The organism is Oricola indica (assembly GCF_965227485.1).
Classification (GTDB): domain Bacteria; phylum Pseudomonadota; class Alphaproteobacteria; order Rhizobiales; family Rhizobiaceae; genus Oricola; species Oricola indica.
Window position 1 is genome coordinate 906,237 of sequence record NZ_OZ245747.1, and the last position, 18,681, is coordinate 924,917.

Sequence of the window (18,681 nt, forward strand, 5' to 3'; positions counted from 1 at the left end):
AGGCGCATGGCACCAGACACCAAGCATTCCGCCCCGCAGGACCTTTCGCGCAGGCTCAGGCTTGTCCGCGCGGCGACACGCGCCGCCATCATCGGCGAGCGCCTCTTGCCGCGCCTTTTGCCGCTGGCCGGCGTCATTGCGCTCTTCGCGATCCTGTCGTGGTTCGGCCTGTTCAGGTCCATGCCCGATACGATGCGTCTCGGGCTCATCGCCGTCTTCGCGCTTGCGGGTCTTGCGAGCCTCTGGCCGCTGCGCTCGATGCGGATGCCCGGTGTGCTCGAAATCGACCGGCGGCTCGAACGCGAGAACGCGCTGTCCCATGCGCCGATCACCACGCAGGACGACCGGCTGTCCGGCGCTTCGGACGACGCATTCGCCGGCGTGTTGTGGCGCGAACACCAGCGGCGCATGGCCGAGCGCGTCGATGGCGTTCAGGGCGCGAACGCCCGCACCGACATTCCCCGGCGCGATCCCTTTGCCCTGCGCGCCGCCGTCGCGCTGCTTCTGGTGACGGCCTTCGCATGGTCCTACGGCAATTCCGGCGGGACGCTCGGCGATGCGTTCCGCAGTCATCAGGTCGCGGAGGCCGTGCCGGCGCGCATCGACGCCTGGGTCACGCCGCCCGCCTATACGGGCATGGCGCCGATCTTCCTGACCTCCGAACAGAACGCCGCCCGGAGCGACTTCACCGTGCCGGAAGGCAGTGTCGCCGTGGTGCGCATTGCCGGCGGCACCGGGCAGGAAAGCGTGACATGGCCGGGTCCGCAGACGCCGCTGGGCACATCGACCGGGGACGGACGTCCCGAGTCCGCGACGTCTCGGCGCTTCGAGGTGACGCTCGAACAGTCCGGCTCGCTGTCGATTTCCGGCGGCGCGGAGGACGCGCAACGCGACTGGTCCTTTGCCGTCTCGCCGGATGATGCGCCGACGATCGAATTTGCGGGCGACCCGGTGCGCGCGGCCAACGGCACCATGACGCTCGAATATTTCGCCAAGGACGACCATCGTGTCACCAAGGCGCGTGGCATTGTCGAACTGGCCAATGACGACGCCGAGGGCGCACGTCCGCTCTACGAGGCGCCGGACCTGCCGCTGTCGCTTCCCCGACGCTCGTCGAAAGACGGCGCGGCCAAGACGATGCGCGATCTCAGCGAACATCCATGGGCCGGCGCGCGCGTTGCGATGACGCTGGAGGCCGAGGACGATCGCGGACAGACCGGCCGCAGCGAGACCAAGACGCTGGTGTTGCCGGGTCGGCCTTTCTCCAATCCGCTCGCCCGCGCCATCATCGAACAGCGCCGCAATCTGGCCCTCGATGCCAATTCGGTTCCCGACATCGTCGACGTGATCGACGTCCTGACCCTGTGGCCGGAAGAGACGATCAAGGATGCGAGCCATTTTCTCGGTCTCGTGACCGCCCGGGCGCGGCTTCTCGAAGCGCGCGGAAACGACGAGGCGTTGCGCGGCGTCGTCGATTATCTGTGGGAATTCGCGCGGACGATCGAGGACGGCAATCTGTCGGACGCCGAGCGCCGCATGCGCCAGGCGCAGCAGGCGCTCAAGGAAGCGCTCGAAAACGGCGCGTCGGACGAGGAGATCGAGCAGTTGATGGCCGAGTTGCGCGAGGCCATGCAGGACTATCTGCGCGAACTGGCGCGGCAGATGGAAAACAATCCGAACATGGCCCAGCAGCAAATGCCGGAGAACATGCAGGAAATGGACATGCAGAGCCTGCAGGACATGCTCGACCGGATCGAGGAACTGGCGAAGTCCGGCGCGCGCGAGCAGGCGCAGGAGATGCTGTCGCAGCTTCAGGACATGATGAACAATCTGCAGATGGGCCAGCACCGCAATCAGCAGGGCGACCAGCAGAACCAGGCCCAGCAGCAGATGAACGAGCTGGGCGAAATCCTGCGCGAGCAGCAGGAATTGATGAACGAGACCTACCGCCAGAGCCGGCGCGGACAGGGTCAGCCCCGGCAGGAGGGTCAGGAAGGCCAGGAAGGCCAGCAGGGTCAGCAAGGCCAGCAGGGCGACCAGCAGATGGGCGAAAACGGCGAGCAGGGCCAGCAGGGGCAGGGCCAGAACGGTCTTCAGGGGCTCGCGCCCGGCCAGCAGGCGCTGCGCGAGCGGTTGGAGCAGTTCATGGACGGCCTGCGCGGCATGGGCATCAATCCCGGCGAGGAGTTCGGCGAGGCCGGCCGCGAGATGGGCGAAGCCGGACAGGCGCTTGGCGAGGGCGAGGGCGAGCAGGCCTTTTCCGACCAGGGCCAGGCCATGGATGCGCTCCGGCGCGGCGCCGACAGCATGATGCAGCAGATGCAGCAGGCGATGGATGGCGGCACCGGTGCGTCGGAACCCGGCGGCAGTCGCAACGCGCTCGACCGTGATCCGCTCGGCCGGCCGCAACGCTCGGCCGGACCGGATTTCGGCGAATCGGTCGAGATTCCCGACGAGATCGACATTCGCCGCGCCCGCGAAATCCTCGAGGCGATCCGCAGACGTCTCGGCAACGCGCTATCGCCGCAGCTGGAGAAGGAATATCTCGAGCGTCTGCTTGAGCTGAACTGATCCGCGCCCGGCCGGCAGCGCCTATTGGCTGCCGGGCTTTCCCAGAAGATCACCGGTGCCCGCGGAGACCGGAACCGGAGCGAAGCCGTATTTGGCGTCGCAGGCGCGCGCATTTTCGTAGGCGTCGCGCACCGCGCTGCGGTTGGGCGCGGATCCGATCCACAGAGCGTCCGCCGCCCTTTGTGCCGCCGTGTCGATGATCAGGAAGATTTCCTGTGGCGACAGGTCGGGATTGGCGGCCTTGATCGCGTTCGCCGCATGGGAGGACCGTTGGGTGAAGATCTGCCGGGAAACGGCTCCGGCATCGTGATGCAAGAGCGTGGCGTAGCGAATGCCGCATTCCCGGTCGGTCGGTATGCGTGCCGGCGGCGGTCGTTTGAACCGGACGGTCACGGGAATCTGGAAATATTTCTGGCATTCGCGCAGGATCGCGAAGACTTCCCTTGCGATCCCGACCTGCATGAACAGGTCCTCGTCCCTTGTCAGGTCGTTTCCGATCTGCAGCGCCAGCATCGTCGTCAGTTCCGGCGTGTTGTCCTGCTCCAGGCGCATCGCCTTCGCCCTGATCGTGAAGATGTCGCGTTCGAGGTCGAAACCCGTCAGGTCGTTGCCGTCATGTTCGAACAGGCGCGTCAGGTACGAGAACTCCCGGACGGCGGCGTACGCGCCGAGGCAGTTCTGGCCGATCTGGGATTCGGCGATCGCCGTGTCGGACGCCCAGATGTGATAGCGCTCGCTGAACTGCGCCCTGGCTGTCGTTGCGGACAGCATGAGCGCAATGATCGCAAGGATGGAAAACCTTATCTTCATCGCATGACCTCGGCCGGGTTCGCATCGACCTTACGCGGCAAGACACGATCCCGCCAACTCCGATCGGGCCTTGTCGGGAGCCCGGCTCTCTAGGCCGCGAGCGCCCTGGAAACAGCCGAGCGGATTTCCGCCAGCGTGAAGGGCTTCTGCACGACATCGACGATGATCGCCGACACCTCGCGCGCTCGCTCGCGCTGCTCGGCATAGCCGGTCATCAGCAGGATCTTCAGGTCGGGAAAATCCCTCGCCATCTCGGTCGCCATGGCGATCCCGTCCATCGCCGGCATGCGGATATCCGACAGGACGAGGTCATAGGCGCCACCTTTTTCCGCCGCGCGGGCAAGGCCGATATCGCCGTCTTCCGCCTGATCGACCGAGTGGCCATCGATCTGCAAGGCGCGCGCCGTGAATGTGCGGACCGAATCATCGTCCTCGACAAGCAGGATGGAAGCCATCATGCGTCTCCCGCGACCACGCCGACGAAGGGCAACTCGCGAAAAGCGTGGCCGACATCCATGCCGTATCCGACGACGAAATGGTCGGGGCATTCGAAGCCGACGAAATCGGCCTGCAGTGGTGTCGCGGCCTGGCGGCGCATCGATTTGTCGAGCAGCACGCAGAGGCCGACGCTCTTTGCGCCGCGCTGCATGATCAGGTCGCGGGCGAATGTCAGCGTCTTGCCGGATTCGAGAATGTCGTCGACCAGAAGCACGTCGCGCCCGGCGACATCGGAATCGATATCGCGCAGGATTTTCACGTCGCCCGCCTCGGTCCCGGCGCCGTAGGTCGACAGCATAATGAACTCCACATCCGGCTCGAGCCCGGCATCGTGCATGGCGCGCACGAGATCGGCGGAGAAGATGAAGGAACCCTTCAGCACGGAAATTACCAGAAGGTCCCGGTAATCGCGTTCGCCGATTTCCTTGGCGAGTTCCAGATTGCGCGCTGCAATGGTCGATGCGGAATAGAGAACCTCTATTCGCTTGCCCCTGACGACCGCCATGTTGTCAAACCCCGCTATTGTCGAACCTCAGGCTCGGCGCCTGACCGTAACCGGGTTTTTTCGGCATTCTCACGGTAAACGCAAGGCTTTTGCCGGGTTCGAGCGTCTCGCCGCGCGCCACGCGGTAGACGAGGCTGGCCTGACCGTCGGGGGAACGGAAGGTGAGAAGGACATCGGGAATGCGCTTCGCATCGCCGGTCGCGTTGCGGACTGTGGCGCTCACGGTCATGACATCGTTGCGTCCGATGAGGGGTCGAACCGGATCGGCGGCGATTTCGAGCGCCGGCGGGTCGAGCGCGGCGGCGCCGGCCTGGAACAGGACATGGCCGCCGGAAATCAGGAAGGCGGCGACGGAGGAAAACAGGACGGAGAGCGCGTAGAGGATCTGCGCGCGCCGGCCGGGCATCTCGCTTTTTCCGGCCTCCGATTTCAGGATCTCGATCTGGTCATCATCCGCGATATCGATACCGGGAGCGGGCTCGACCGGCGTTTTGCGGACCGGGTGCCCGTCGTCATCGCGGCGGATTGTCTCGAATTCCGCGTCGATAATATCCTGCGCCACGCGCGCGCTCCTCGATATTCGGGCCGCGCAACGCGGAACCGCCATGATTGAGATGTACGCGGCTTTGGTTAATCGAAGGTTTTGGAAGGCCGTTGCGCATGCGGGGTCGGTTCCATTCGCGGGTCGCCTGCTCTATTCCTTCCCCATTGCTGTTCTTGCGAATCGGACGGGCCGCTTGATCAAATTCGAGAATGTCGGACTGCGCTACGGAATGGGACCGGAAGTCCTGCGCGACGTCTCGTTCCATATTCCCAAGCAGTCGTTCCAGTTCCTGACCGGGCCGTCCGGCGCGGGCAAGACGACATTGCTGCGTCTGCTGTTCATGTCTCTGCGGCCGACACGCGGGCTGATCACCATCTTCAACAAGGACATGGCGATGATCGAGCCGGCCGAACTGCCGCTTCTGCGGCGGCGGATCGGCGTGGTCTTCCAGGATTTCCGCCTCCTCGATCACATGACGATTTACGAGAATGTCGGCCTGCCGCTGCGCGTGCGCGGCAAGGAGGAGAGCTCCTATCAACACGATGTGCTGGAACTGCTCAAATGGGTCGGGCTCGGTGAGCGCATTCACGCGCTGCCGCCGGTCCTTTCTGGCGGCGAGAAGCAGCGCGTCGCAATCGCTCGCGCTCTCATCGACCAGCCGGAAATCCTTCTCGCCGACGAGCCGACCGGCAATGTCGATACGCCGATGGCGCAGCGCCTGCTGCGGCTTTTCCTCGAACTGAACCGTCTTGGCACGGCGGTGGTGATCGCCACCCACGATCTAGGCCTGATGGATCAGGTCGATGCGCGGCGCATGATTCTCTCGAACGGGCAGCTCGAAATTTATGAATGAGCGCCCGGCCATAAGGATGAAATTACCCAAGGGTGCCGGGCCGCGCATGCCCCGGTCCGTCGGCCCGTGGAAAAAGGGCACGGGCGAGAAGTCACGCGTTCCGGGCCTGCGGACCCTTGCGCCGATCGTGCCCAACGCCAACGCCGCCAGCCAGGCGCTCATCCTGGTCATCGCGATCATGTCATTTCTCGCCTGTCTCGCGGTCGGGGCGGTCTCGCTCGTCAACAAGAGCGCGGAAACATGGCAGAGCCAGATCGCGCGGGAGGCGACCATCCAGATCCGTCCCGGCGACGATTTCGACATGGATGCCGCGCTGGAAAAGGCGCGGTCTCTGGCAGCCGGTTTCCCCGGCGTCCGCGGCGCGCGGATCATCGGGCGCGATGAAACCGTGGCCCTGCTCGAACCGTGGCTCGGCTCCGGCCTCGGCTTCGACGAACTGCCTGTTCCGCGCCTTGTCGTCGTCACGGTGGACGAGGCCGCGCCGCCCGAATTCTCCGCATTGCGCGATACGATCATCGGCTCGGTGCCCAACGCCTCGCTGGACGATCACCGCGCCTGGGTCGACCGGCTCGTCAGCATGGCCCGAACGACCACGGTCATCGGTGTCTGCATTCTGGTCCTCGTCCTGACCGCGCTGGTCCTGACCGTCATCTTCGCCACGAGGGGCGCGATGTCCGGCAGTCAGCACGTCATTGAGGTGTTGCATTTCGTCGGCGCACGGTCCGGCTTCATCGCGCGGCAGTTCCAGACGCGTTTCCTTCTGTCGGGTATCTGGGGCGGGCTTATCGGCGGCGGCGCGGCGACGGTGGTCTTTCTTCTGGTGAGCTGGTGGGCGGCGCGCAACATCATCACGCCCGAGGGCGAACAGGCGTCGGCGTTTTTCGGCGATTTCGCCATTGGGGCCGGCGCCTATGCCGGCGTTTTCGCCGTCATCGTGCTTGTCGGGTTCCTGACCGCGCTGACGACGCGAATCACGGTCTTGCGCACTCTGCGCGATATCGACGACCGGCGCGCCGATCCCGGCCGGCTGGATTAAATCGCTTTGTCTAATCGATTTTTGCCGCCAGGCGACCCAATCCCGTCTGATTTTGGTCTATCGCGTGCCCCATTTCAGGGCTATCGATTTTGGCATGATCGAAGCAGCTGACACCGATGGGCAAGGTGCGACGTCAGTTTATGCGGGCAATGCGGTGACGGAATCCAGGCAGGCTCCGCACCGGTTGCGCCGGTTTGCGCGCTTTGCCGCGGCGGCGGCGCTTGTCGGCGTCGTGGCCTATTGCGCCGGCTTCTTCGTGTTCCTCGCCGATGTATCCGCCTTCAGAACGCCGACGACCGACCGACAGGCGGACGGTATCGTCGTTTTGACCGGAGGATATTCTCGCGTCGACGAGGCCGTGCGCCTGCTCGATGCGAAGAAGGGCGAGCGCCTCCTGATCAGCGGGGTGCATCCGTCGGCCTCTCCCGCCGTGCTGGCGAAGGCTTTCGCGGTGGACGAGGACCGCTTTGACTGCTGCATCGACATCGATCACGAGGCGTTGGACACGATCGGCAACGCCACCCAGACCGCCGAATGGGCCCGCGACAACGGCTTCTCGTCGCTTCTTGTGGTGACAAACGATTATCACATGCCGCGCAGCCTGCTCGAACTGGGCGACGCGATGGACGGCATAGAGCTCATTCCGCATGCTGTCGTGGCGAGCCAGCGCGACCCCGAGAGCGCGGAGGCGCAGGCGGATCGCTACAGGGTTCTTTTCGGCGAATATCTCAAATACAGCGCGGCGCGGTTGCGGACGCTGGTTACGCCGCATGCCGGATCGAGCTCCACCTTCGCCAAGGCATCGCTGTCGCCGTCGGAGTGACGAAACCACTTTGCCGCCTTTGCGTTCTCGTCATGTGGCGTGTATCGCCTGAACCACGTTCGATCAAAGAAATCCGGGTGCGGCATTGCTGGTAATTCGATCCTTCCTGTTCAATTTCCTGTTCTACACGGTCACGCTGATCGAGATGATCGTGTTCACGCCGTTCTTCTTCCTCGCGCCGCGCAAGATGGCCTGGTTCGTCCCGAAATTCTGGGCGAAGACGCATCTGTGGCTGATGAAGATCGTCGTCGGCACGGACCATGTCGTCATCGGACGCGAGAACCTGCCCGACGGCCCCTACATCATCGCGCCGAAGCACCAGTCCGCCTGGGACACGTTCGCGTTCCTTCCCTGGCTTCCGGACCCGACGCTGATCCTCAAGCGCGAACTGATGTGGATTCCGCTGTTCGGCTGGTACGTCAAGAAGATGGACATGATCGCAATCGATCGGGGCAACCGCTCTCAGGCGATTGCGTCGGTCAATCGCGGCGCGGCGCGCGCCGTCGCGCAGGGCCGGCAGATCCTGATCTATCCCGAGGGCACGCGCCGCCCGCCGGGCGCGGAGCCGTCCTACAAGAAGGGCGTCGTCAATCTCTACGAGAAACTGGACGTTCCGGTCGTGCCGATCGCGCATAATGCCGGGCTCTACTGGCGGCGGCGCTCCTTCATGCGCTATCCGGGCACGATCAAGGTCGAGGTTCTCGAACCGATCCAGCCCGGTCTCTCCGGCAAGGACTTCCAGCAGGCGCTGATCGCGGCGACAGAGGGCGCCTGCGACCGGCAATTGCTCGATCTCGCCGACGACCCGTCCGCGCCGCCACTGCCCGAATCGGCGCGCAAGCGTGTCGAGGAGCTTCGCGCCGGATCTTCGGGCGATGTCAGGGCGTCCGCTTCCTGATTTCGGCCACGACCTGTTCCAGCCAGTGATCGCGTATGCCGAGCAGGCGGATATGCTCGGCGGTGTTGATCACGTAGTCCTCGTTCGGGCCCATGCCGCCGACGGCGCCGCAAACGCGTTCGACCGCATCGTCGACCGTCAGACGTCCCGCATATTGCCCGTGGGCGCGGTCGGCCACATAGGCGACGGCTGGCGCGTTCCGCCCGTCACCCAGCGCCAGCATGCTGGTGCGTTCCAGATAGACATTGGTGACGAGTTCGCGGGCGCGCAGATAGGCCATGACAGGCTCGCGGTCGGCGGCAGCAACGCGAAACGCCACGCCGACACAGGAGCCGCCGCGATCGAGCCCCATCACGAGACCCGGCCTTTCGCGTGTGCCGCGGTGCTCGTAGGAGGCGATGCACAGGCTGCGATGATAGCCGAAAAGCCGTGCCCGGCGCTGTTCGACAAAATCGAAGCCCGGCTTCCACATCAGCGACGCGTAGCCGAATACCCAGAAATCTTCCATAAGCCCTTACTGATTCCACAATCGGAGGCGATGGGCGTCTAGCATGGAACAAGCCAAAGCCAAACCGCGCTACAATGCAGGCAAGCGCATCCGCCGTCTCGGCATCGGTATCGTCATCGCCATCGCGGTGTGGACCGCCGGCTGGTACTGGATTGCCGGCAGGGTGGATGCCGGGGCGGATCATCTTCTCGCGGCGCAGCGCGAACGCGGCACGGCGATCGACTGCGTCGATCGTGAGGTGCGCGGATATCCGTTCCGGCTGGAGGTTTTCTGCACTTCCCTCGATTTCGCCCGGCCTGCGGATGGGCTCGCGATCGAGGCGGGCGGATTGCGCGGCGCGGCGCAGGTCTACGACCCGCAACGCATCTATGCCGAACTCGACTCACCGGTCACGGTCGAAAGCGCGCTGGCGGGATCGGCGCGGATCGACTGGTCATTGGCGCGGGCGACCGCGACGCTTGCCGATCCGGTTCCGCAGCGCGGTTCGATTTCCATCGACGACATCGAGGTCGCCTTTGATGGTCTGGAGGCGGCGATTTCAGCCGCCCATGCCGAGGCGCATATGCGCCTTAACGACGCGGATCTCGACCTGGCCCTGCGCTATGAGGGCCTCGTCGTCGATCCGGCACTTTCGGGCGGCCGCCGATTGCCGGTCCTTGCCGGTGATGCCGACCTGTCGGTCGATGACGGCGCGGCGTTTGCCGCCAGCGGGATTACCTCCCTGCGCGGCCTGTCGGGCGACCTGCGGCGTCTCGCGCTGCTGTTGACGCCGAAACAGGGCCTTCTGGTCAGCGGCACCTATGCCGTCGGCGCGGATGGCCTGCTGGACGCGGAGCTGGAAGCCATCATCGTCGATCCGGACGGCGTCGCCGGCACGATGAAGCCGGTCTTTCCCGAATACGCCTCGCAAATCGAAATGCTCGGCGCCCTGCCGGTGCAGGACGGGCCGGACGGGACACCGGAGGTCAAGGTGCCGGTAACCGTGCGCGACGGGCGCATCGCGCTCGGATTTATCCCGATCGGACAGCTTCCCCCGCTCGACTAGTGCGGTGCATTCCGATGCTGTTGCGACCTGAAATGTACTAGGAGACTTCCGCCCCGCCGATGAAATCCGGCTCGCGCACCGGCACGCCATTGTGGCGCAAAAGGGCGTAGACCGTCATGTCGTGGAAGAAGAAATCGGGAATGGCGAACCGCAGCACATAGTCGCGGGCGGTAAATGTCAGTTCCCGGTTGGGCGTCGCCAGGACGACCGTGTTGTCCTCCTTGCCCTCCATGCTTTCTTTCGGAACCGCTTCAAGGAACGCGCGCGTCCGCACGATCCGCGCCTTGAGATCATCGAAACCCGTTTCGGTCGCCGGCAGGTCCAGCCGCTCCACGCCTCCGACGCGTACCGCGGTAAGCCGGGCAGTGTCGCAGGCGAGGCGGACATGGTGGATCAGCGGTTTCATGTCGGGATAGAGCTGCGCCTGCAGCAGTTCGTCATGTTCGAGGCCGCTTTCGTCGGCCCAGGTGCGTCCGGTATCGAGCAGCCCCGACATGGTGTGCAGCGCGCGCGTGAAGACCGGTATGGTCACGTCATATAGCGACAGGGTCATGGTTCGCCCTCCGGTGACAGTCGAACATGGAGCCTGCCGTGTTTGCCGGCAGGCAGCCGAGTCGGTCAGTCCGCCTCGGATTCCTTCGTTTTCGCGATTTCGCCATGACGACCGAAATCCGGTGCGTCGACTTCCTGCCCGGCCTCGATGATCGAGCGGCGGACGGCGCGGGTATGCGTGAACAGGGTGAACAGCGCATCGCCGTCGCCCCAGCGTATCGCCCGCTGCAACGCCGCGAGGTCTTCCGAGAACCGGCCCAGCATCTCGAGGATCGCGTCGCGATTGGAAAGACAGACATCGCGCCACATGGTCGGGTCGGACGCGGCCAGGCGGGTGAAGTCGCGGAAACCGGAGGCGGAGTATTTGATCACCTCCGATTTCGACACCGCTTCCAGATCGTCGGCCGTGCCGACGATATTGTAGGCGATGATATGCGGCAGGTGGGAGACGATGGCGAGCACCCGGTCGTGATGCTCCGAATTCATCGTATCGACTTTGGCGCCGCACCCCGTCCAGAATGCCGTGAGCTTGCCGACGGCAGCTTCGTCCGCACCGGGGAGCGGCGTCAGGATCGTCCAGCGCCCCTCGAAAAGCGATGCGAAACCGGCATCGGGGCCGGAATGCTCTGTGCCGGCGATCGGGTGGCCGGGGATGAAATGCACGCCGTCGGGCACGTGGGGTGCGACGTCGCTGATCACGGTGCCCTTGGTCGAGCCGACATCGGTCAGGATGGCGCCCTGTTCCAGATGCGGGCCGATCTGCGCTGCAACGGCGCCGCAGGCGCCGACGGGCACCGAGAGGATGACGAGATCGGCGCCCTTCACGGCTTCAGCCGCGTCGGCCTCGTAGCGGTCGCCGAGCCCAAGTTCGCGGGCGCGGTCCAGCGTTTCAGGGCTGCGGGTGGAGACGACGATTTCGCCGGCGAGGCCGTCGCGGCGTATCGCATGGGCGAGCGACGAGCCGATCAGCCCGATGCCGATCAGCGCGACCCGCGCAAAGAGAGGTTCTGATCCGGGCATGTCTCAGCTTTCCATGAAGCTGGTCAGTGCGGCGATCACGCCCTCATTGGCTTCCGCCGTGCCGATCGACATGCGTAGCGCGTTCGGCAGTCCATAGGACGTTACGGCGCGCAGCACGTAGCCGCGCTCGGTCAGATAGTCGTCCGCGGCGGCGGCGGATTTCGCCGGATCGTCCTCGGGGAAGTGGATCAGGATGAAATTGCCCACGCTCGGCGTCACGGTGAGGCCGATGCTCGTCAGCGCATTGGTCAGCGTCGGCAGCCACTGTTCGTTGAACAGCGCCGCCTCGTCGACATGCTTGCGGTCGCGAATGGCGGCCGCGCCGGCGGCGATGGCGGCCGAGGTCAGGTTGAACGGCCCGCGCACCCGGTTCAGCGCGTCGACGACATGCGCCGGCCCGTACATCCAGCCGATGCGCAGCGCGGCGAGGCCGTGGATTTTCGAGAAGGTGCGCGTCATCACGACATTCTCGTTGTCGGAAACCAGTTCGACGCCGGCGGAGTAGTCGTTGCGGCGGACATATTCGGCATAGGCCGCGTCGATTACCAGCAGGACGTGCTTCGGCAGGGCGGCGTGCAGGCGCTTGACCTCGGCGTCGGAAACGTAGGTTCCGGTCGGATTGTTCGGATTGGCGAGGAAGACGATCTTCGTGCGTTCGGTCACGCAGTCGAGGATCGCATCGACATCGGCGCGCAGATCCTTTTCCGGGGCGACGACGGGCGTCGCGCCGTTGGCGAGAATCTGGATCTTGTAGACGAGGAAACCGTGCTCGGTGAAAATCGCCTCGTCGCCGGGGTCCAGGTAGACATGGGCCAAAAGTCCGAGCAATTCGTCGGAGCCGTTGCCGCAGATCAGGTTGTCCGGATTGAGGCCATGGGTTTCGGCGATCGCCTCGCGCAGCTGTGTCGAGGATCCGTCCGGGTAGAATTCCAGCGTGTCAGCCCCGGCCTTGTAGGCCTCGATCGCTTTGCTGCTCGGGCCAAGCGGCGTCTCGTTGGAGGACAGCTTGTGCAGCTTGACGCCCGGCTTCGCCTTGCTCTTGCCCGGCACATAGGCCGCGATCTCCATCACGCCTGGGCTCGGGACGGGACGGGACAGGTTTTCGGGCGCGGACATTGCCTTGGTCTTTCTGTTCTCGGGCCTCTCGCGGCCCTGTTGCCGACCGCTGCGCAATAGCGCCGGCGGGCGGAAATGTCGAGACGGGTTTCGGTCAGTCGCTGCGGTCTCGCGCCGCGCCCTGCGGCGCCAGCACCGGCACGAAGACGCGGCGCGACTGGCGTTCGGCGACCGGCAGGCCCTGGAACATGCGCTTTTGCGCCTCGATGATCAGCACGCCGGAAAACACCGGCCAGAGCCTGAGCCCGATCCGTTCGGTACGCGCTGCGAGACGCAGCAGCGAGGCGGATTTCACCGGCGGGAAGGCGAGCGCCTCCGTCATCGGTCCGGGCGTGAAATTCGCCTCGCGCAGAAGCCTCGAAATCTGCCCCTTGGAGAAAGGGCGTCCGGTGCCGAACGGAGTGTGTTCGAATCTCGCCCAGATGCCGCGCCGGTTGGGCACGACCAGCACGATCCGGCCGTTCGGGGCGAGCACGCGCCAGGCCTCCATCAGCGACTCGCGCGGATTTTCGGCGTGTTCGAGCGCATGCACCATCAAAATGCGGTCGACGGCGGAATCGGGCAGCGGCAATTCTTCGTCGAAGACCAGCGCGGAGCGCGACGGCCCGTTGCGCGGCCATTTGACCGCGCCCTGGGCGGCCAGCATGAAGGACAGGGTACGCTCCGTGTCGGGCTCGAAACGGTCGAGCCAGGGCCGCGCATAGCCGAGCCCCAGCAGGCGTTCATTGGTCATCGGATGCCAAATGCGGGTCAGGCCCATGGCGATGGAGCGCGTCGCCATCTCGCCGAGCAGGCTGTGATAGAAGCCGCGGATTTCGACGATGTCCATATGCATGGTTTGCCGATGCTCCCCCGGTTGCGTCAGGTGCTGACAGGTGCAACAAATCGCATCGCGGCGGCAAGGGCAATGCCGCGAATGACGCCGAGGGAGATGTCAGCGTGTTGCAGATCGAACAGTTCATGTGCCTGTCGGACAATTTCGGCGTGGTGATCCACGATCCCGAGAGCGGCCGCACCGCGAGCATCGACGCTCCGGATGCCGAAACGATCGCGGATGTCGTCAGGCGCAAGGGCTGGACGCTGACCGACATCATGGCGACGCATCACCATCACGACCACACTGGCGGCAATCTGGCGCTCAAGCAGGAATTCGGCTGCCGCATCACCGGGCCGAAGGGCGAGGCGGACAAGATCCCCGGTCTCGACGAGGCGCTCGGCGAGGGCGATGTGTTCTCGTTCGGCGGCTATGATTTCCAGGTCTTCGAGACGCCGGGGCATACCGCCGGCCATATCGTCTATTATTCGCCGAAGGCGGGCGTGCTGTTTGCCGGCGACACGCTGTTTTCAATGGGGTGCGGGCGCCTTTTCGAGCGCGGCGCGGCGGAGATGTGGAGCGCGCTGACGAAACTGAAGGCGCTGCCCGGCGACACGATGCTTTATTGCGGTCACGAATACACGCTGGCCAATACCCGTTTCGCCGTCACGGTCGATCCGGACAACACCGCGTTGCGGGAGCGCGTGGCGGAGGTCGAGGCGCTGCGCGAGACGGGCCAGGCCACGCTGCCGGTATCGCTTTCGACGGAGTTCGCGACCAATCCCTTTCTGCGGGCCGACGATCCCGCGATCCGGGCGCATCTCGGCATGACGGATGCCGGCGACGAGGAGGTTTTCGCCGAGATCCGCCGGCGCAAGGACAATTTCTGATGCAGAACCTGGCCGCGGAGCGGATCAGGAAGGAACTCGGCCTCAAGCCGCATCCGGAGGGCGGCTGGTATGCCGAAACGTTCCGCGATGCGGACGGTCCCGAGGGGCGCGGTCATTCCACGGCAATCTATTTCCTGCTCGAGGCCGGCGACGTGTCGCACTGGCACCGCGTGACCGACGCCTCCGAGGTCTGGCACTTCTATGCCGGTTCGCCGCTGGTGATCACGCTGTCGCCGAACGGGCATGACGCGCGGGCGCTGCGGCTCGGACCCAATCTCGCCATGGGCGAACGCCCGCAGGTCGTCGTGCCGGCGAATTGCTGGCAGACCGCGACCTCGCTGGGCGCGTGGACGCTGGTCGGATGCACCGTCGCGCCGGGCTTTGACTTCGCGAAATTCGAACTCGCTCCACCGGACTGGAAGCCGACACCCCGCGCGCCAAAGGGGCGCTGAGGCGCGCCGGCATCAGGCCCGGAACACGCCCCACACCGTCAGCACGCCGAACAGGATCAGCACTTGCGCGCCGAAATAGGTCACCCAGACGACCGGGCCGGCGAACTGGCCGTAGACGCCGTCCTTCTTCAAAAGGAACCGCTCGGAGGCGAGCACGGTATCTGAGATCATGAAGCTCGCCGCGCCGGCGACGATCAGTCCCGCGCCGTTCGACAGGGCTGCCAGCCCCATGACAAGGATCGCCGCGATATAGACCATCACCGGCCAGCGCAGATCGCCGGCCGCACTGAAGAGCCTGCGGCCCATGACAAGGGCAATTGCCGCCATCGCGATCCCCACGACGGCGAGGACGGGCAGCGGAAGTGGCGTTTCGGATGCGGGGAGGGCAAAAAACAGCAGGATATAGGCGATGTGACCGGCCAGAAACGCGCCGAGACCGGCCAGAAAGAACTTCTCGCTCATCTGTTCGATGGCAAGGAAGAAATCGCCAATCGCGCACAGAACCAGCGCCAGGGTCAGCAGCCATGGCCCGCCAGCCGAGGCGGACAGGCCTGCCAGAAGCATCACGGATAGCTTTTTCGCCGCGACCTTGAGGGGTGTCGTCCGGCGTTGCCCGTAGAAGAGATAGGCGATGGCCAGCAGGACAGCGAAGACAAGGGTCCCGTTGTCGGTATGCGTAATTCCGCCTTCAAACGGCAACATGGCGCTTCCTCCTGGTTAAAAACATGTCCTTGGCCGCAATCGCCGCGCCGCCGGTGATCAGCAGGCAGGCCAGAGCGATTGTCCAGCTCGCCTCCGACATGCCGACGGCGATCAGGATGACGGTGGAGATCAGCGGCGCGGCGTAGCTGGATGCGCCGAGCACCTGGATGTCGCCATGCTTGACGCCATGGTCCCAGATATAGAAAGCCGCGCCGACGGGCAGGGCGCCGAGGCCCGCTACCGCGAGCCACTCGACGACGGTTTGTGGCCACACGGTCGTCTCAAGTGCGAAATGCGCGACTAGCGACAGGATCGCGGTGGCGAGGCAGTACCAGGCGACGATTCTTGTCGGGACGGCGGCAAAGCGGCGCGACAGCAGCGAATAGCCGGACCATGTGAAGGCGGCGGCGATCGCCACGGCGTAGCCATAGGCGTATTCCGCCTTGAGTGAGAAGCCTTCTCCGCCGGTGACGATCAGTGCCGTGCCGATAAAGCCGCAGGCGACGCCGGCGAGATGATGCCAGCCGAGCCGCTCACCTGGCATCAGCGCGGAGCCGGTGACGATCAGCATCGGCCACAGATAGCAGATCAGGCTGGCTTCGACGGCAGGCGCGTGGCGCAGCGCCGTGAAATAGAGGAAGTGATAGCCGAACAGCCCGCCGATCCCGAGCGCATAGGCCTGCCAGGGGACCCGCGCCTTCGCCTCCCGGCGGTCGCGCTTGCGGGCATTGGCGGCGAAACCGATCGCCGCGCCGATCGCAAAGCACATCGCTGAAAGCTGGAATGGCGGCACATCGCCCGAGGCGGCGGTGAACAGCGCGAGAAGGGCCCACATGAGGACGGCGCCAAAGCCGATCAGCGTCGCGACGAAACGCTTGCGTCCGGCGGTCATGGAGAGGGATGCGTCGGTCATGGCATCCCGTCGCCGGGGGCGCGGTTTTTGTCAAGGGCGCGTCGGAACGGGGCCGGCGACCGGTTCATTCCATCCGGCGTTCGAGGCGCGTCGCATAGATGCGTACCGGGCCGAGTTGCGTCGATACCGTCGCCTTGACCGGTGCATAGAGGTCGGTGCCCTCGATCGGCGCAAAGGCCACGACGATGCGGCCCTTGTCGCGCAGCCACGCGATTTCCTTCTTGCCGCCGGGATAGCCCGAGACAGGCAGGAATTTCGCTCGGCAGGTGACGACGTCACCGGAATAACCGTCGGCGGAAAAGCGCTCGGTACGCAGGAAGTTCAGCCTGATGTCAGAGCGCATCGCGCCGTCGAAGACGCGCACCGTGCGGTCGCAGACCGCGCCGGGCGTGTCCGCCTTCACGAGCATCGCGCTGATCGGATCGACGGTATTGCGCAGATGCGCGGCATCCACCTCGATCCAGCCTTTGCGTTTCTTGACTTTCGGCTTGTTGACGGCGCTCGTCACGTTGCCGCCCGAAAAGCCGATATCGGTGGTTTGCCGGTCTCCGCCCGAAACATAATCGAGCGCGAAGCGTTCGGCCTGCACGCCATTCCTGCCGAAACGTCCGGAAACGCTCATGCTGCCGGTGGTCGGCTTGAATAGCGCCACCAGCCCGCTTGCCTTGAGCGTTCCGGTCATCGAATAGCTTCCCGGCGATATCCTTGTCTCGAACTTCGAGACGCCGACCGGCAGGCCAAGCGCCGAGATCGCGTATCGGGAGTGGATGACGCTCGTTTCCGCATGCGCGGCCGTCGCGCACAGGATCGGGACAAGCAGGGCGAGTGCATTTGTTGTGATGCGCATTTCTCGAAATCCGTTTCTATGTCCCTCAACCGGCCTTCGACCGTAATCGCGACATTTCTGTGATGACGCGTTGCGGCGCGCAAAATGCACCGGGACGGTTGACGAAAATGCCGGTTGTCACTATAGGACGCTGACTTTTCCGCTCCAGCCGTTTCCGTCCGGCGACGCCGCCAAGCCCGGCGCGACACGAGACTGCGTTCGGCAAGCGGCATTATGAAACAGAATTCGAAGGTGATCATCATGTCTCGCGCATGTGAACTGACCGGCAAGGCTGTCCAGTCCGGCAACAATGTGAGCCACGCCAACAACAAGACCCGGCGTCGGTTCCTTCCCAATCTTTGCCAGGTCACGCTGATGTCCGAGGCGTTGGGCCAGAGCTATCGTTTCCGCGTGTCCGCTGCGGCACTGCGCACGGTCGAGCATCGCGGCGGCCTCGACGCGTTCCTCGTCAAGGCGAAGGAAAACGAGCTGTCGCAGCGCGCCCGCCTGCTGAAGCGCCAGATCGCGAAGAAATCCGCCGAGCAGGCCGCCTGATCAAGGCGCCTCTTCGCTGAGACTGCACAGGCCGGACCTCCGGCCTGTTTTCCGTTGAACCCTAGCTGGTGGCATCACCCAGGATAAAAAAATGCGTAAAGCACAGTCTTACCTTCCCTTCATTCTCGCGATGTGCGCGGTTGTCGCCGCATCGAACTTTCTCGTCCAGTTTCCGGTCCAGGCGACGCTCGGCTCGATCAATCTCGCCGATCTCCTGACCTGGGGCGCGTTCACCTATCCGGTGGCCTTCCTCGTTACCGACCTCACCAATCGCCGGTTCGGTCCGTCCGCGGCGCGTGTCATCGTTGCCTTCGGCTTCGTGCTCGCGGTGGCGTTCTCGATCTGGCTGGCGACGCCGCGCATCGCCATCGCCTCCGGTTCGGCTTTCATCGTCGCGCAGTTGCTCGACGTTTCGGTATTCGAAAGCCTGCGCCGCTCGGCCTGGTGGAAAGCACCGCTGGTCTCCTCGCTTATCGGATCGGTGATCGACACCGTGCTGTTCTTCGGTGTGGCCTTTTCGGCCGGCTTTGCATTCCTCGACACAGGCTTGGGTCTGGAGGACGGCTCGCTGGGCTTCCCCGTGCCGTTTCTCGGTGTCGGCGGCGAGGTGCCGCTGTGGGTGTCGCTCGGTGCCGGCGATTTCTGCGTGAAGATCCTGGTCGCGCTGGTCCTGCTCGCGCCTTACCGGGTGCTGCGCGGCCTGATCGCCGACCGGTCCGCGGTCACCGCCTAGTGCAATTCAGATTTGGA

The 18,681-nt window shown here is 64.8% G+C and carries 22 protein-coding genes; 10 read left to right on the forward strand and 12 right to left on the reverse strand.

Translation table 11 applies throughout. The features are described 5' to 3' along the window. The first annotated feature begins 6 nt into the window (after positions 1-6). The gene (locus ACQK2M_RS04705) at positions 7-2,571 is read left to right on the forward strand and encodes a TIGR02302 family protein (protein ID WP_425416838.1); all 2,565 of its coding nucleotides are present in this window, start codon (positions 7-9) and stop codon (positions 2,569-2,571) included. 21 nt (positions 2,572-2,592) lie between these two features. On the opposite strand, the gene ACQK2M_RS04710 is transcribed toward ACQK2M_RS04705, so the two are convergent. The 4 genes from ACQK2M_RS04710 to ACQK2M_RS04725 all read right to left on the reverse strand — a co-directional run bounded on the left by ACQK2M_RS04710 (position 2,593) and on the right by ACQK2M_RS04725 (position 4,946). Further along, a complete protein-coding gene (locus ACQK2M_RS04710) occupies positions 2,593-3,381 on the reverse strand; it encodes a hypothetical protein (RefSeq protein ID WP_425416839.1) in 789 nt (262 codons plus the stop codon). Between the two features lie 89 nt (positions 3,382-3,470). After that, positions 3,471-3,836: a response regulator gene (locus ACQK2M_RS04715; RefSeq protein WP_425416840.1), complete on the reverse strand. Its 366-nt coding sequence runs from the start codon at positions 3,834-3,836 to the stop codon at positions 3,471-3,473. Then, positions 3,836-4,384, reverse strand: coding sequence for a hypoxanthine phosphoribosyltransferase (gene hpt, locus ACQK2M_RS04720; RefSeq protein WP_425416841.1), 549 nt, complete (start codon positions 4,382-4,384; stop codon positions 3,836-3,838). The genes ACQK2M_RS04715 and hpt overlap by 1 nt, the downstream gene beginning before the upstream one ends. Positions 4,385-4,388: 4 nt before the next feature. Further along, positions 4,389-4,946, reverse strand: a complete 558-nt coding sequence (locus ACQK2M_RS04725) for a hypothetical protein (protein ID WP_425416842.1) — start codon at positions 4,944-4,946, stop codon at positions 4,389-4,391. 175 nt (positions 4,947-5,121) lie between these two features. Here ACQK2M_RS04725 and ftsE point away from each other — a divergent pair, with 175 nt between their 5' ends. The 4 genes from ftsE (at position 5,122) to ACQK2M_RS04745 (ending at position 8,538) form a co-directional block, all read left to right on the forward strand. Continuing rightward, on the forward strand, positions 5,122-5,781 hold the full coding sequence (ftsE, locus tag ACQK2M_RS04730; RefSeq protein ID WP_223477302.1) for a cell division ATP-binding protein FtsE: 660 nt from the start codon (positions 5,122-5,124) through the stop codon (positions 5,779-5,781). A gap of 16 nt (positions 5,782-5,797) precedes the next feature. Beyond that, the gene (locus ACQK2M_RS04735) at positions 5,798-6,817 is read left to right on the forward strand and encodes a cell division protein FtsX (RefSeq protein ID WP_425416843.1); all 1,020 of its coding nucleotides are present in this window, start codon (positions 5,798-5,800) and stop codon (positions 6,815-6,817) included. A gap of 94 nt (positions 6,818-6,911) precedes the next feature. Continuing rightward, the gene (locus tag ACQK2M_RS04740; protein ID WP_425416844.1) at positions 6,912-7,640 is read left to right on the forward strand and encodes a YdcF family protein; all 729 of its coding nucleotides are present in this window, start codon (positions 6,912-6,914) and stop codon (positions 7,638-7,640) included. A 145-nt stretch (positions 7,641-7,785) separates the two neighbouring features. After that, positions 7,786-8,538 (forward strand): lysophospholipid acyltransferase family protein, encoded by a 753-nt coding sequence (locus tag ACQK2M_RS04745; RefSeq protein WP_425419981.1) that lies wholly within the window; start codon positions 7,786-7,788, stop codon positions 8,536-8,538. Here ACQK2M_RS04745 and ACQK2M_RS04750 read toward each other — a convergent pair. Beyond that, positions 8,519-9,046: a gamma-glutamylcyclotransferase gene (locus ACQK2M_RS04750; protein WP_425416845.1), complete on the reverse strand. Its 528-nt coding sequence runs from the start codon at positions 9,044-9,046 to the stop codon at positions 8,519-8,521. The genes ACQK2M_RS04745 and ACQK2M_RS04750 overlap by 20 nt on opposite strands. A 43-nt stretch (positions 9,047-9,089) precedes the next feature. Here ACQK2M_RS04750 and ACQK2M_RS04755 point away from each other — a divergent pair, with 43 nt between their 5' ends. Then, positions 9,090-10,091 (forward strand): DUF2125 domain-containing protein, encoded by a 1,002-nt coding sequence (locus ACQK2M_RS04755; RefSeq protein ID WP_425416846.1) that lies wholly within the window; start codon positions 9,090-9,092, stop codon positions 10,089-10,091. 37 nt (positions 10,092-10,128) lie between these two features. Here the strand turns inward: ACQK2M_RS04755 and ACQK2M_RS04760 are convergent, their stop codons facing one another. The 4 genes from ACQK2M_RS04760 to ACQK2M_RS04775 all read right to left on the reverse strand — a co-directional run bounded on the left by ACQK2M_RS04760 (position 10,129) and on the right by ACQK2M_RS04775 (position 13,614). Beyond that, positions 10,129-10,644, reverse strand: a complete 516-nt coding sequence (locus tag ACQK2M_RS04760; protein WP_425416847.1) for a DUF1993 domain-containing protein — start codon at positions 10,642-10,644, stop codon at positions 10,129-10,131. A 65-nt stretch (positions 10,645-10,709) separates the two neighbouring features. Next, positions 10,710-11,663, reverse strand: coding sequence for a prephenate/arogenate dehydrogenase family protein (locus tag ACQK2M_RS04765; RefSeq protein ID WP_425416848.1), 954 nt, complete (start codon positions 11,661-11,663; stop codon positions 10,710-10,712). Positions 11,664-11,666: 3 nt separating this feature from the next. Then, positions 11,667-12,779 carry a histidinol-phosphate transaminase gene (gene hisC / locus ACQK2M_RS04770; protein ID WP_425416849.1) on the reverse strand — a complete coding sequence of 371 codons (1,113 nt, stop codon included), beginning with the start codon at positions 12,777-12,779 and terminating at the stop codon, positions 11,667-11,669. 94 nt (positions 12,780-12,873) lie between these two features. Beyond that, positions 12,874-13,614, reverse strand: coding sequence for a class I SAM-dependent methyltransferase (locus ACQK2M_RS04775; protein ID WP_425416850.1), 741 nt, complete (start codon positions 13,612-13,614; stop codon positions 12,874-12,876). A gap of 125 nt (positions 13,615-13,739) precedes the next feature. Between ACQK2M_RS04775 and gloB the strand changes: the two genes are divergently transcribed. Then, positions 13,740-14,483, forward strand: a complete 744-nt coding sequence (gene gloB / locus ACQK2M_RS04780; protein WP_425419982.1) for a hydroxyacylglutathione hydrolase — start codon at positions 13,740-13,742, stop codon at positions 14,481-14,483. Next, on the forward strand, positions 14,483-14,935 hold the full coding sequence (locus ACQK2M_RS04785; protein WP_425416851.1) for a cupin domain-containing protein: 453 nt from the start codon (positions 14,483-14,485) through the stop codon (positions 14,933-14,935). Before gloB ends, ACQK2M_RS04785 begins: the two co-directional genes overlap by 1 nt. A 12-nt stretch (positions 14,936-14,947) precedes the next feature. Here the strand turns inward: ACQK2M_RS04785 and ACQK2M_RS04790 are convergent, their stop codons facing one another. The 3 genes from ACQK2M_RS04790 to ACQK2M_RS04800 all read right to left on the reverse strand — a co-directional run bounded on the left by ACQK2M_RS04790 (position 14,948) and on the right by ACQK2M_RS04800 (position 17,397). Beyond that, positions 14,948-15,637, reverse strand: a complete 690-nt coding sequence (locus tag ACQK2M_RS04790; RefSeq protein ID WP_425416852.1) for a lysoplasmalogenase — start codon at positions 15,635-15,637, stop codon at positions 14,948-14,950. Further along, positions 15,624-16,550: a DMT family transporter gene (locus tag ACQK2M_RS04795; RefSeq protein ID WP_425416853.1), complete on the reverse strand. Its 927-nt coding sequence runs from the start codon at positions 16,548-16,550 to the stop codon at positions 15,624-15,626. The genes ACQK2M_RS04790 and ACQK2M_RS04795 overlap by 14 nt, the downstream gene beginning before the upstream one ends. Positions 16,551-16,614: 64 nt before the next feature. Beyond that, entirely contained in the window at positions 16,615-17,397 is a 783-nt protein-coding gene (locus tag ACQK2M_RS04800; protein ID WP_425416854.1) for a DUF3108 domain-containing protein, read from the reverse strand. Positions 17,398-17,637: 240 nt separating this feature from the next. On the opposite strand from ACQK2M_RS04800, the gene rpmB reads away from it, so the two are divergent. Further along, a complete protein-coding gene (gene rpmB, locus ACQK2M_RS04805) occupies positions 17,638-17,931 on the forward strand; it encodes a 50S ribosomal protein L28 (protein ID WP_223479807.1) in 294 nt (97 codons plus the stop codon). A gap of 91 nt (positions 17,932-18,022) precedes the next feature. Next, complete coding sequence (locus ACQK2M_RS04810; RefSeq protein ID WP_425416855.1) at positions 18,023-18,664, forward strand: queuosine precursor transporter; 642 nt, start codon at positions 18,023-18,025, stop codon at positions 18,662-18,664. The last annotated feature ends 17 nt before the right edge of the window (positions 18,665-18,681 follow it).

Coding starts and splice junctions, on each gene's coding strand:
- ACQK2M_RS04745 (WP_425419981.1), top strand. CDS start 7,786: ATGATCGTGTTCACGCCGTTCTTCTTCCTCGCGCCGCGCAAGATGGCC.
- ACQK2M_RS04765 (WP_425416848.1), bottom strand. CDS start 11,663: ATGCCCGGATCAGAACCTCTCTTTGCGCGGGTCGCGCTGATCGGCATC.
- ACQK2M_RS04760 (WP_425416847.1), bottom strand. CDS start 10,644: ATGACCCTGTCGCTATATGACGTGACCATACCGGTCTTCACGCGCGCG.
- hisC (WP_425416849.1), bottom strand. CDS start 12,779: ATGTCCGCGCCCGAAAACCTGTCCCGTCCCGTCCCGAGCCCAGGCGTG.
- ACQK2M_RS04735 (WP_425416843.1), top strand. CDS start 5,798: ATGAAATTACCCAAGGGTGCCGGGCCGCGCATGCCCCGGTCCGTCGGC.
- ACQK2M_RS04750 (WP_425416845.1), bottom strand. CDS start 9,046: ATGGAAGATTTCTGGGTATTCGGCTACGCGTCGCTGATGTGGAAGCCG.
- ACQK2M_RS04740 (WP_425416844.1), top strand. CDS start 6,912: ATGATCGAAGCAGCTGACACCGATGGGCAAGGTGCGACGTCAGTTTAT.
- ACQK2M_RS04795 (WP_425416853.1), bottom strand. CDS start 16,550: ATGACCGACGCATCCCTCTCCATGACCGCCGGACGCAAGCGTTTCGTC.
- rpmB (WP_223479807.1), top strand. CDS start 17,638: ATGTCTCGCGCATGTGAACTGACCGGCAAGGCTGTCCAGTCCGGCAAC.
- ACQK2M_RS04755 (WP_425416846.1), top strand. CDS start 9,090: ATGGAACAAGCCAAAGCCAAACCGCGCTACAATGCAGGCAAGCGCATC.
- ACQK2M_RS04785 (WP_425416851.1), top strand. CDS start 14,483: ATGCAGAACCTGGCCGCGGAGCGGATCAGGAAGGAACTCGGCCTCAAG.
- ACQK2M_RS04715 (WP_425416840.1), bottom strand. CDS start 3,836: ATGGCTTCCATCCTGCTTGTCGAGGACGATGATTCGGTCCGCACATTC.
- ACQK2M_RS04810 (WP_425416855.1), top strand. CDS start 18,023: ATGCGTAAAGCACAGTCTTACCTTCCCTTCATTCTCGCGATGTGCGCG.
- hpt (WP_425416841.1), bottom strand. CDS start 4,384: ATGGCGGTCGTCAGGGGCAAGCGAATAGAGGTTCTCTATTCCGCATCG.
- gloB (WP_425419982.1), top strand. CDS start 13,740: ATGTGCCTGTCGGACAATTTCGGCGTGGTGATCCACGATCCCGAGAGC.
- ACQK2M_RS04775 (WP_425416850.1), bottom strand. CDS start 13,614: ATGCATATGGACATCGTCGAAATCCGCGGCTTCTATCACAGCCTGCTC.
- ACQK2M_RS04710 (WP_425416839.1), bottom strand. CDS start 3,381: ATGAAGATAAGGTTTTCCATCCTTGCGATCATTGCGCTCATGCTGTCC.
- ACQK2M_RS04705 (WP_425416838.1), top strand. CDS start 7: ATGGCACCAGACACCAAGCATTCCGCCCCGCAGGACCTTTCGCGCAGG.
- ACQK2M_RS04790 (WP_425416852.1), bottom strand. CDS start 15,637: ATGTTGCCGTTTGAAGGCGGAATTACGCATACCGACAACGGGACCCTT.
- ACQK2M_RS04800 (WP_425416854.1), bottom strand. CDS start 17,397: ATGCGCATCACAACAAATGCACTCGCCCTGCTTGTCCCGATCCTGTGC.